The sequence below is a fragment of the Streptomyces huiliensis genome (assembly GCF_020037025.1).
GTDB lineage: Bacteria > Actinomycetota > Actinomycetes > Streptomycetales > Streptomycetaceae > Streptomyces > Streptomyces huiliensis.
In genome coordinates this window covers 17,608-28,418 of the sequence record NZ_JAIQLH010000131.1, presented here as the reverse complement: position 1 = coordinate 28,418, position 10,811 = coordinate 17,608, and the positions used below count along the sequence as shown (strand labels likewise).

The 10,811-nt window shown below is 73.6% G+C and carries 9 protein-coding genes; 5 read left to right on the top strand and 4 right to left on the bottom strand.

Translation table 11 applies throughout. The annotated features are described in order from the left end of the window. Positions 1-211 precede the first annotated feature (211 nt). Positions 212-1,711: an SDR family NAD(P)-dependent oxidoreductase gene (locus tag JNW98_RS22275; protein WP_223770040.1), complete on the bottom strand. Its 1,500-nt coding sequence runs from the start codon at positions 1,709-1,711 to the stop codon at positions 212-214. 381 nt (positions 1,712-2,092) lie between these two features. Here JNW98_RS22275 and JNW98_RS22270 point away from each other — a divergent pair, with 381 nt between their 5' ends. Beyond that, positions 2,093-2,332, top strand: a complete 240-nt coding sequence (locus tag JNW98_RS22270; RefSeq protein ID WP_223770039.1) for a chaplin — start codon at positions 2,093-2,095, stop codon at positions 2,330-2,332. 435 nt (positions 2,333-2,767) lie between these two features. Here JNW98_RS22270 and JNW98_RS22265 read toward each other — a convergent pair whose 3' ends face one another. After that, positions 2,768-3,550 (bottom strand): sigma-70 family RNA polymerase sigma factor, encoded by a 783-nt coding sequence (locus JNW98_RS22265; protein WP_223770038.1) that lies wholly within the window; start codon positions 3,548-3,550, stop codon positions 2,768-2,770. Between the two features lie 255 nt (positions 3,551-3,805). Between JNW98_RS22265 and JNW98_RS22260 the strand changes: the two genes are divergently transcribed. Next, positions 3,806-4,606 (top strand): alpha/beta hydrolase, encoded by an 801-nt coding sequence (locus JNW98_RS22260; RefSeq protein WP_223770037.1) that lies wholly within the window; start codon positions 3,806-3,808, stop codon positions 4,604-4,606. 22 nt (positions 4,607-4,628) lie between these two features. Here the strand turns inward: JNW98_RS22260 and panD are convergent, their stop codons facing one another. Next, a complete protein-coding gene (gene panD, locus JNW98_RS22255; protein WP_223770036.1) occupies positions 4,629-5,063 on the bottom strand; it encodes an aspartate 1-decarboxylase in 435 nt (144 codons plus the stop codon). 103 nt (positions 5,064-5,166) lie between these two features. Further along, positions 5,167-7,008, bottom strand: coding sequence for an asparagine synthase (glutamine-hydrolyzing) (gene asnB, locus JNW98_RS22250; RefSeq protein WP_223770035.1), 1,842 nt, complete (start codon positions 7,006-7,008; stop codon positions 5,167-5,169). 302 nt (positions 7,009-7,310) lie between these two features. Between asnB and JNW98_RS22245 the strand changes: the two genes are divergently transcribed. From JNW98_RS22245 to JNW98_RS22235, 3 genes are read left to right on the top strand one after another with little or no spacing between them, the layout of a single operon-like run. Continuing rightward, the gene (locus JNW98_RS22245) at positions 7,311-8,639 is read left to right on the top strand and encodes a phenylacetate--CoA ligase family protein (protein ID WP_223770034.1); all 1,329 of its coding nucleotides are present in this window, start codon (positions 7,311-7,313) and stop codon (positions 8,637-8,639) included. After that, complete coding sequence (locus JNW98_RS22240) at positions 8,636-10,387, top strand: prenyltransferase/squalene oxidase repeat-containing protein (protein WP_223770033.1); 1,752 nt, start codon at positions 8,636-8,638, stop codon at positions 10,385-10,387. The genes JNW98_RS22245 and JNW98_RS22240 overlap by 4 nt, the downstream gene beginning before the upstream one ends. A gap of 28 nt (positions 10,388-10,415) precedes the next feature. Continuing rightward, complete coding sequence (locus JNW98_RS22235; protein WP_223770032.1) at positions 10,416-10,811, top strand: hypothetical protein; 396 nt, start codon at positions 10,416-10,418, stop codon at positions 10,809-10,811.

Here is a 10,811-nt window from a genome sequence, read left to right as displayed (position 1 = left end):
GGACGAACGGGCCGGGCTTCCGTGGCCGCTTCTCCGCCGGCGGAGGGCGGTGCTCCGGTCCCACCCTTTCACCGTTTCCCGGAGCTGACGCCCCGGACCCCGGCATCGCGGCTTCGCTGCGAGGTCCTCAGACGCCGGACGGGCCGAGCGCTCCCGCGCACCGGCCCGTCCGTCGGCTTCCCGCACCCCTACCCGGTCACCGGTTACCCGGTCACCAGTCGGCGCGCCGGTAGTCCTTGAGGAAGCACCCGTACAGGTCCTCCCCCTCCTCGCCCCGCACGATCGGGTCGTAGACGCGGGCGGCGCCGTCGATCAGGTCGAGCGGCGCGTGGAAGCCCGCCTCGGCCAGCCGCACCTTGTCGGGGTGCGGCCGCTCGTCCGTGATCCAGCCCGTGTCGACGGCGGTCATCAGGATGCCGTCGGCCTCCAGCATCTCCTCCGCGCTGGTGCGGGTCAGCATGTTGAGCGCGGCCTTGGCCATGTTGGTGTGCGGGTGGCCCGCGCCCTTGTAGCCGCGGCTGAAGACGCCCTCCATGGCGGAGACGTTGACGACGTACTTCCGGCGGGCCGTGGAGGCGGCCATCGCCGGGCGCAGTCGGCTGATGAGGATGAACGGCGCGGTCGAGTTGCAGAGCTGGACCTCGAGCAGCTCGACCGGGTCGACCTCGGAGACGGTCTGGATCCAGCTGTTGGTGGCGTCCAGGTCCGGGACCAGGCCGCCGGCGTCGATCGCCGTACCGGCCTCGATCCGGGCGAGCGAGGCGGAGCCGGAGACCAGCGCCAGGTCGGTGACGTCCTGCGCGGTGAGGCCCTCGCCGTGCCCGGTGGGCAGCGCGGCGACCGCGTCCACGGCGCCGCTGCCGAACGCGCCGATCACCTCGGCCGCCGGCAGGACGCCGGCGGGGAGCGGCGCCGACTCGGCGGCGACCAGCTCGCTGTACGCGCGCGGCGACCGGCGGACGGTCTGCGCCGCGTTGTTGATCAGGATGTCGAGCGGGCCCTCGGCGGCCACGCTGTCGGCGAGCGCCACGACCTGCGCCGGGTCGCGGAGGTCGATGCCGACGACCTTCAGCCGGTGGATCCACTCGTCGCTGTCGGGCATGGCCTTGAAGCGGCGGATGGCGTCGTTCGGGAACCGGGTGGTAATGGTGGTGTGCGCGCCGTCGCGCAGCAGCCGCAGCGCGATGTACATGCCGATCTTGGCGCGTCCGCCGGTGAGCAGCGCCCGGCGGCCGGTGAGGTCGGTCCTGGCGTCGCGCCGGGCGCGGTTCTCGGCCGCGCACGGGCGGCAGAGCTGGTGGTAGAACGCGTCGACCTCGACGTAGCGGGTCTTGCAGATGTAGCAGGAGCGGGGGCGCTGCAGGACGCCCGCTATCTCGCCGAGGGTGCTGGAGCTGGGCAGGATGCCCTGCGTCTCGTCGTCGATGCGGTCGGCGGAGCCGGTGGCCGTGGCCTCGGTCACCTCGCGGTCGTGGGCGGTCTTGGCGGCCCGGCGCTCCTGGCGGCGGCGCTGCTTGACCGTGCGGTAGATGCCCGAGGTGGCCCGGCGGACGGTGACCGCGTCCGGGTGGTCGATCGGCAGCTCGTCGAGCTCCTTGAGCACGTCCAGGCAGATCGCCAGGCGCTCGGGGGCGATGCCCGCCCCTTCGGCGATGCCCGCCCCTTCGGCGGTGCCCCGGGCGTCGCCGCGGCTCTCTTCTGTGACCGTCATAGCCGCTGTTGTTTCCAGTCCATACGTTCGATTGAGGCTTCCGGGAAACTGTACGGAAGCCCGGCCCCATTACCAAACCCGCCCCGGCGAACGCAAGGCGCCCACGCGCCGGAAGCATGCCGGAAAGCGCACCGGAAAGCACGCCGGAAGCGCACCGGCAGGCACACCGGACGACACACCCCGCGCCGCACCGGAAAAGCGGGCCGCTCGCGGCGGCCCGCCATGCTCCCACGTATCCGGCGCCCCCTCAATTCCCGGACATCACATCTGACTTATTGCCCTCAATGGGTTAATTAAGGCTTCAGCGGACCATTTTGGTGCATCCCCACCGAAAACCCCGGTCACAATTGACGCTCAACACCCCTTAGAAAGGCTTCAGCCATGTCGCGTATCGCCAAGGCAGTCCTCATGACCGCCGCCGCCGGCGCTGTCGTCTCCGGCGCCTCGGGCGTCGCAGTAGCCGACTCCGACGCCAAGGCGGCGGCCGTTGGCTCCCCCGGCGTCATCTCCGGCAACAACATCCAGGTGCCGATCCACCTGCCGATCAACCTCTGCGGGAACTCGATCGACATCATCGCCCTGCTGAACCCCACCTTCGGCAACACCTGCGTCGCCGACTGATTTCCTCCCTGGACTGCGGTCACACCGGACCGCAAACCGCGCGGGGCGGGTCACAGTCAGCCGCCGGAACCCTCCTTCGCGCACCCGTGGCGCCCATCACCCTCGTGATGGGCGCCACGCTCCGTTCCGCTCCGTTCCCGCTCCGCCGGCCGGGACGACCGGGCCGGACGAGACGGACGGGACGGCTGGGAGCCGGCACTCCCCCCGTCGTCCCCCGCGTCGCCCCGCTCCCCGCGCCGCCGAGCGGCGCCGGATGGGCGCGGCCCCGGTGCCCCGGGGAGGTCCGGCACCTCGACGACGGGCGGCAGGTCCGGGGTCAGGTGCGTGTGCTGTGACGTCATGGCGGTGAACCTCGTTTCCGGTACGGATCCCGGGCGGGCCCCCGCGTGGGGGCCTGCCGTTCGATGCCGTACGTGTGCCCAGGAGCCGCCCGGATCAGGCGGGTGCCAGCAACTGCCGGCGCAGGTGGGCACAGGTGCGGCTGAGGATGCGCGAGATCTGCATCTGGGACACTCCCAGCCGGGCGCCGATCTGCTGCTGCGTGAGATTGCCGAAGAAGTGCCAGTACAGGACCGACTTCTCCCGTTCGGGGAGCGCGTCGAGCAGCGGCCTGAGCGACTGGCGGTCGACCACCAGGTCCAGCGCGCGGTCCACCCGGCCCAGGGTGTCGGCCAGCGGCAGTTCGCCCGCGCCGTCGATGGGGTGGTCAAGGGACAGGGTGTGGTGCACCCCGTCCGCGTCGATGCCCCGCCGGACCTCCGCCTCGGTGAGCCCGGCCTCCTCGGCAAGCGCGGCCTCGGTGACGCGCGTCCCGGCGCCCTTCTGCTCCAGCCGCGACCGCGCGGCGCGGACCGCGGCCCGCAGCTCCTGATCGCGCCGGGGGATGTGCAGCGACCAGACGTGATCGCGCACGTGCCGCTTGAGCTCCCCGTTGATGGTGGGGACGGCGAACGACTCGAAGGCGAAGCCGCGGTCCGGGTCGAACCGGTCGACGGCCCGGACCAGCGCCAGCGCCGCCACCTGTCGGAGATCGGCCGGGCTCTCCCCGCTGGACCGGTACCGCAGGCTGATCCGCTCGGCCATGGGGAGCCACGCGGCGATCAGTTCCTGCCGCAGCCGGGTCCGCTCGGGCCCGTCGGGCAGTGCCGCGAGCCGTGCGAACAGTCCGGCCGTCCCGGGGCTCTGGCGCGTACGCCGTCGGAGAGCTGTCTCAGTCATGGTCACCGCCCTCGCTCGTACGCCAAGGAGTGCTGCCGGCGGTTTCAGCATGACCCGCCCCCTCCGGATGCGCGACTCGACGCAGCCACCCGGTCACGGACAGCGAGGCGCGGTGGGGGGCGTACGGCGTGGGCGCCTGCGGGCCCCCGGGCACGCCGTGCTCCGGCGACCGACTGGTAACGTCCGCGAACGCCAAGGGAGTCACAGGAATCACGCCCGCCACACCCGTACACCCGTCGTCCCGGAAAGGCCGCCATGCCCACCGTGCCCGCCACGCCCTCCACGCCTGACAGGCCCGCCGCGCCCCCGTTTCCCGCGACAGAGCGGCACGTCGTCCGTACGCCGCAGGGGCAGGACGTCGACATCCACCGGCCCGGAGGGCAGGAGCGCGGGCTGCCGGTGGTGCTGTTGTGGCATGGGGCGAGCCCTGATGACCGCGGGGTGCTCGGTCCGGTGGCACGGGAGGTCGCCGGCCGGGGGGCGGTGGTGATCGTGCCGGACTGGCGGGCCGACGCGGAGGACGGCGGACGGGCCGCGCTGCTCGGGTCGCTGACCTGGTGCCGGGCGAACGCGGCGGCGTACGGCGGGGATCCGGGGCGGATCGTGCTGGCGGGCTGGTCCGCAGGGGCCCCGGCCGCGCTCGGCGTCGCGCTCCGCCCGGACGTCGTCGACGGCTGGCGGCCCGCCGCCGTCGTGGGGATCGCGTCGCGCTACGACCTGCCGGCGCGGACGACGGGGACGCCGCCACTGGCCGACCTGGCCGATCCCGTCCCCCTGGCCGCCCCGATCACCCCGGTGCCCGTGCGGCTGGTGCACGGGACCGAGGACACGCTGATGGGCCCGGAGTGCTCGCGCGCGGTGCTGGCCGCGCTCACCGGGCGCGGCTGGCCGGCCCGGCTGGACGAGCCGGCGGCGGACCACGCGGGTGTGATCATGGCCGAGTTCGACCCGGCGGCCGGCCGCTGCCGGCCGTCGGACGACGAACAGGTGCGCGCCCAGGGAAGGTTGACCGTCCGGGCGCTGGCCGAGGCGGCCGGCGTACCGTCGGCGGTCTGAACCGGGCGCGCCCCGGAGGACGTCACCCGGCGGCGCGGTCCCCGCCGTCCACGCGGTCCCCGCGCAGCAGCCCCGACCCGTCCGGCACCGCCGCCGGGTCGGCACCCAGGTCCACCACGGCGTTCCGCTCGTCGACGAACACCACACGCGGCTCGAACGCCTTGGCCTCGGCGTCGTCCATCACCCCGTAGGCGATCAGGATCACCAGGTCCCCGGGGCTGACCAGCCGGGCCGCCGCGCCGTTGATCCCGATCACACCGGAACCGCGCGGCCCTTCGATCACATAGGTGGACAGCCGTGCGCCGTTGTCGATGTCGACGATGTCCACCTTCTCCCCCGGCAGCAGGTCGGCGGCGTCCATCAGGTCGGCGTCCACGGTCACGGATCCCACGTAGTGCAGGTCGGCCTGGGTGACGGTGGCGCGGTGGATCTTGGATTTCATCATGGTGCGGTACATGGAGGCACTCCCGGAGAAAGGCTCCCTGCCTGCGTTTGTGCAGGTCAAGGGCATCCCCACCACTTTACAACGCGTCGCGTGTCCGGGCAGTGTCCCCCAAGTCCTACGCCAGGGCCACTTCGTACCGCCGCATCCAGGCGTCGAGGTTCAGCGCGGTCTCCATGCCGTTGCGCCGGAGCTGGGTGTCGAAGTAGCCCTCCGGGCGCTCCAGGAGCCGGGCGAGTCCGGCGGCGTCGACCACCTGGAAGACGGGGGCCGTCGGCCGGGCGAGGAGTGCCTGGATCCGGCCGCGCAGGTCCTTCTCGTACAGGAGGTTGGCGGTGGTGGGGTACGGGCTCTTCCTGCGGCGGAGGACGGAGTCCGGGACGAGCCCCGACGCGGCGCGCTTGAGCAGCCCCTTGGGGTCGCCGCCGGGGGTCTTGACGTCCCAGGGCGTGTTGTAGACGTACTCGACGAGCCGGTGATCGCAGAACGGGACGCGGACCTCCAGGCCGGTGGCCATGCTCAGCCGGTCCTTGCGGTCGAGGAGGGTGGGGAGCCAGCGGGTGAGGTTCAGGTGGGATATCTCGCGCATGCGGCGCTCGCGGTCGTCGTCCTCGGGCAGGTGCTCCACCTCGCCGAGGGCCTGCCGGTAGCCGTCGGCCCGGTACTCCTCGAACCGGGTGGCGGCCCGGAAGTCCGGGGCGAGCAGCTCCGGGGGGATCAGCTGCATCCGGCTGAGCCAGGGGAACGTCGCCGACCGGATCGCGGCCGGGTCGTGGAACCAGAGGTAGCCGCCGAAGACCTCGTCGGCGGACTCCCCGGAGAGGGCCACCGTCGAGTGCCGGCGGATGCCGCGGAAGAGGAGGTGGAGCGAGGTGTCGACGTCGCCGAAGCTCAACGGCAGGTCGTGCGCGCGCAGGACGGCGTCGCGGGCGTCGTCGGCGGTGAGTTCGTCGGCGGCGAGCTCGATGACCCGGTGGTCGGTGCCGATGTGCCGGGCGGCCTCCAGGGCGTAGGGGGAGTCGCGTTCGGGCCGGAACTCGCTGGTCCGGAAATCGCTGTCGTGGCCGGTGAAGTCCACGGCGAACGACCGGACGCGCGCTCCGCCGCGCCGGGACTCCACCCCCGCCGCGAGGGCGGTCAGGAGGCTGGAGTCCAGGCCGCCCGACAGCAGGGCGCACAAGGGCACGTCGGTGACCATCTGGCGGGTGACCGTGTCCTCCAGGATGTCCCGTACGGTGCGCGCCGACGTCTCGGCATCGTCGGTGTGCGGTACGCGCCGCAGCCGCCAGTACCGGGTGACGCGGAGCCCCTTCCGGTCGAGGGTGACCACGCACCCGGGCGGGACCTCCTCGATGCCCCGGTACGGCGTACTGCCCGGCGTCTTCATCAGGCCCAGCAGGTCCGCGAGGCCCCGCGCGTCCACCGCGGCGGAGAAGTCCGGGTGGGCCAGGATCGCCTTCGGCTCGGACCCGAAGAGGACGCCGCCGCCGAGGCGCGCGAAGTAGACGGGTTTGACGCCCAGGCGGTCCCGGACGAGCAGCAGCCGTTCGGCCCGGGCGTCCCAGAGGGCGAAGCCGAACATGCCGTTCAGCCGGTCGACGAAGTCCGGCCCCCATTGCAGGTAGGCGCGCAGGACGACTTCCGTGTCCGACCGGGTGCGGAACACGTGCCCGTGGCTCCGCAACTGCTCGCGGAGTTCACGGAAGTTGTAGACCTCGCCGCTGTAGCTGAGGACGACGGACGGCCCGGCCGTGGCCTCCGGCGGCTCGGCCATGGGCTGCGCGCCGCCCTCCAGGTCGATGATCGACAGCCGTCGGTGGCCCAGGATCGCGTGTGTGTCGGCCCGGACGCCGGCGGCGTCCGGGCCGCGGCAGGCCATCGTCCGCACCATCGCGTCGGCGTCGGACAGCTTGTGGGAGAGGTCGAGATCGAGGTCGACCCATCCTGCGATTCCGCACATCGGCTGACTCCAGGCAGGGGGTGTCGCGTTCAAGGGATCTTCGCGTCAACTGACCGCACGGTACAGCGAAGTTGATGTCGGAAGGCAAGAGTTTTCGTTCAGGAGGCAGGGACTTGGCGCAATATTGATGGCCCTTGCACGCACGACCTTTAGTGCTATACGTTCGAGGTGGCCCGCCCCCCACAGCCGCCCCCACACCGCCCCCTCCGGACGCCGGGACGCCTTTTCGCCGCGCGGTCGCCGCGTGCGTTCCCGGAGCGCCGTCGAGAGACAGAGGCGTCGTCCGCCGTGTCTTTTCCGTCATGAGCGAGGTCGTAGTGATCCTGCACACCGAGGAACGCTTCGCGGTGCTCCGCGCAGCACAGCACGAGATCCGCAGCCATCAGGGACGAGTGCCCGACGACGGCTTCTACGAGAGAAAGCTCGCCGGGGCATGGGACCGGGCCCGCCGCAGCGACGCCTACCGCGGCATCGGGGAGTTCTCGCCGGCCCGGTTCCGTGAACTCCCCGTCACCCCGCGGGAGTCCCTCAAGGAGCGGCCGCTCCACTATGCCGCCGTGCCACCGGACCAGGCCGCCAAGTACTACGAGACCACCGGTACCACCGGTACGCCCACCCCGACGCCGCGGACGGCCGAGGACACCATCTGGAACACCGTCTCCGTCGCCGAGGCCTGGCGCCCGCTGCTGGCGGAGGGAGCGCGGGCGGTCGTCCTGCTGCCCTCGGACATCGTGCCGGTGGCCGACCTCGTCGTGGGCGTCTGCGAATACCTGGACGTCCCCCACATCCGCGCCTACCCCTTCGCCACCGGGATCTCCGACTGGGGCCGGCTGGCGGCCGTATGGCGCACCTTCCGCCCCACCGTCGTCTTCGCGGCCCCGGGCGTCGCCCTCCAGTTCACCCGGCTGCTCGCGCAGCGCGGTGAACTCGCCGAGACCGGCGCCTCCGTCGAACGCCTGATGCTGCTCGGCGAGGTCAACACGGCGCCCTACCGTCGCCGACTCGGCGAGTGGTGGAACGCGGAGGCGCACGACGCCAGTTACGGCAGCACCGAGACGGGCACCCTCGCCGCGTCCTGCCGGGAGGGCCGTCAGCACCTGCTGCCCGCGGCCACCTACTTCGAACTGGACGCCGGGGACGGTGCCGTCCCGCTCACCGGCGCGGGCGACGGGCGGCTCGTCGTCACCCCGCTCAACGCCCACGCGCGCCCGCTGCTCCGGCTGGACACGGGGGACGAGGTGTCCCTCGGCGGCGGCTGTCCGTGCGGCAGTGCGGCACCGGTCGTCACCGTGCACGGGCGGGCCGCCGACGGCCTGCTGGTGAAGGGGGCGCCGCTCTCCGTCCGCGCCGTCGAGGAGGTCGTCTACGGCGTCACCGAGGCCACCGGCTACCTCCTGGAGGTGGACCGCGCCGGCGGGTACGCCCGGCTCCTGCTCGAACGCGGCTTCCGGGCCGACCGGGACGGCGAGGGCACGGCCCGCGAGCGCGTCCAGCGGAGCTCCGGGGAGCTGCTCGGGCTGCGCTGGGACGAGGTGGTGTTCGTCAACTCGCTGCCTGCGACCACCAAGAGCGGCGCTTCGCAGAAGAGCTGGAAGCGGTCCAACATCCGGCACCTGGAGACCGTCCGATGACCACGGCGACCACCGCGCCCCGGGCGCCGGAAGGCGGCGTGGCCACCGGAGAGCCCGACCTGTGGTGCACCTACGCCGCCGTCCGCACCCTGTCCTGGCTCGGGCGCGGCCCGTCCATGGCCGAGCCGGACCTCACCGCCGGCTACCTGACCGGCCGGCGGAACGCGGACGGCGGGTACGCCTGGAGCCGCGGCATGCTGTCCGACGCCTGGGCCACCTTCTACTGCACCCAGGCGCTGCGGGACATGGGACACCCGGTGCCGCGCACCGAGGGCACGGCCGAGTGGCTGCGGCACACCTGGTCCGGTGACGCGTACGCGATGCTGCCGGGGCAGGCCCCGGACGTCTGGGCCACCCACTTCTCGGCGCGCACCGCCGTGGAGGTCTGCCACGTGCCACCGCCGGACACCGGGCGGCTGCTCTCCTGGCTCGGTGCGCTGCAGTGTGCCGACGGCGGGCTGAGCTGGACGCCGGACGACGCCCGGCGGGGCAGGGCCGACGTGCGGGCCTGCTACTACGGGGTCGCGGCCTGGCACGCCGTCGCGGCCGCGGGCACCGCCGGGGACCCGCCCTGGGACGTCGCGGCGCTGACCGCGTGGCTGCGCGACCGCCAGGACCCCGGCGCCGGCTTCCGCTTCTCCGCGGACGCCGACGTGCCCTGCATGTGGGCGACCTACCGCGCCGCCGGCGCCCTGCGGGCGCTCGGCGCCGCGCCGCGCGACCCCGGGGGCGTCCGGGACTGGGTCCTGGGCCTGCGCGGCCCCTCGGGCGCGTTCGTCCGCTGGGAGGGCTACGACGTCGAGGACGTGTGGGCCTCGTTCTGCGCGGTCGGGACGCTCCGGGCGCTCGGGCTGCCGACGGAACCGGTCGCCGACGCCGTCACCGACCGCATCGCCGCACTGCGCTGTCCGCGCGGCGGTTACACCTACCGCGAGCCGCAGGCCGCGGCCGAGGCGCTCGGCACGGCGGCGGCCGTGCTCACCGCCGCTCCGGGGGAGCCGACCGACGGCCTCGTGCGCTGGCTGGAGGGGTGCCAACTGCCCAACGAGGGCGGCGTGATGTACATGCCCGGCCGGGGCAGCGAAGTCCGCTGCACCCTGTGGGCCCTGGCAGCGGGCGCCTTCCGCGAGGACGCGGCGGCACGGGCTCGCGTCGCCGGCTGGCTGGCCTCCCTGCAGAACCCCGACGGCGGCTTCGGCTATTGGGAGGGCCGCGGCTCCGACCTGGTCTCGACCGCCGCGGCCGTGGAGATCGCGGCACTGACCGGAGCGGCCGGCGGCATCGACGCCGCCCGTGCCGTCGCGTTCATCGGCTCGTGCCGGGCCGCGGACGGCACACCCGGCGCCTGCGGCAACGTCCCCGGCGCGCCGCCGAGCCTGCGCGCGGGGCTCCAGGCCCAGCGGGCGCTGCTCGTCCTCGGCGGGCAGACCGACGCACAGGCACGCGCGGCGGTCGACGCCCTGCTGGCGCGCCACCGGGTGCGCGGCGGCGGCTTCGCCAACGAGGGCGACCGCATGCCGGACCTACTGTCCGCGTACGAGGCCGTGCTGGCGGCCGACCGGGTCGGCCTGCCCGTCGACACCGGCCACCTCCACGCCTTCCTCGACCGCGTCCACGGCCCGTCCGGCACCCGGTGGACCCCGCTCGCCCCGGGGAGCGGCGGGCCGCTCGCCGACTGCCTCGGCACCCTGCTCGCCCGGCGGCTCGACGACGCGGGCGCCGTTCTCCCCGCCCTCGCCCTGTCGTGACGTCCACGGAAGTCACCGGAGAACCGCCATGCCCACGATCACCATCAGCAGCCCACCGCTGCCCGTACCCCGGCGCCGGGCCGTCGCCCTGCGCATCACCCGCTGGCTCACCGAACGCGGTGTCGAGCCCGGCCACGTCGTCGTCCGCTTCGACTCCCCGGAGGAGAACAGCGTCTTCTCGGGCGGGCTGCCCGTCGAAGCGCTGCCGCACGACGGCACCGGCCTCCGCCACGCCTCGGTGACGTGCCGCGTGGGCCCGGACCGCGACGAGCGCTTCCGGGACGGCCTCGCCCGGTGCATCGCCGAGGCCCTGGGCGCCGACGAGCGCACACCGTTCTTCTACCTGGAGTTCCGGCCCACCTCGCCGTCCGACGTCCGCCTCGGCGGACCGGGGCGCATGCGCCGCGCCGACGGCGCCGCCTGA

Bases quoted from the DNA above. Each gene is read 5' to 3' on its own strand.
- JNW98_RS22275 (WP_223770040.1), bottom strand. From the start codon at position 1,711: ATGACGGTCACAGAAGAGAGCCGCGGCGACGCCCGGGGCACCGCCGAA.
- JNW98_RS22270 (WP_223770039.1), top strand. From the start codon at position 2,093: ATGTCGCGTATCGCCAAGGCAGTCCTCATGACCGCCGCCGCCGGCGCT.
- JNW98_RS22265 (WP_223770038.1), bottom strand. From the start codon at position 3,550: ATGACTGAGACAGCTCTCCGACGGCGTACGCGCCAGAGCCCCGGGACG.
- JNW98_RS22260 (WP_223770037.1), top strand. From the start codon at position 3,806: ATGCCCACCGTGCCCGCCACGCCCTCCACGCCTGACAGGCCCGCCGCG.
- panD (WP_223770036.1), bottom strand. From the start codon at position 5,063: ATGTACCGCACCATGATGAAATCCAAGATCCACCGCGCCACCGTCACC.
- asnB (WP_223770035.1), bottom strand. From the start codon at position 7,008: ATGTGCGGAATCGCAGGATGGGTCGACCTCGATCTCGACCTCTCCCAC.
- JNW98_RS22245 (WP_223770034.1), top strand. From the start codon at position 7,311: ATGAGCGAGGTCGTAGTGATCCTGCACACCGAGGAACGCTTCGCGGTG.
- JNW98_RS22240 (WP_223770033.1), top strand. From the start codon at position 8,636: ATGACCACGGCGACCACCGCGCCCCGGGCGCCGGAAGGCGGCGTGGCC.
- JNW98_RS22235 (WP_223770032.1), top strand. From the start codon at position 10,416: ATGCCCACGATCACCATCAGCAGCCCACCGCTGCCCGTACCCCGGCGC.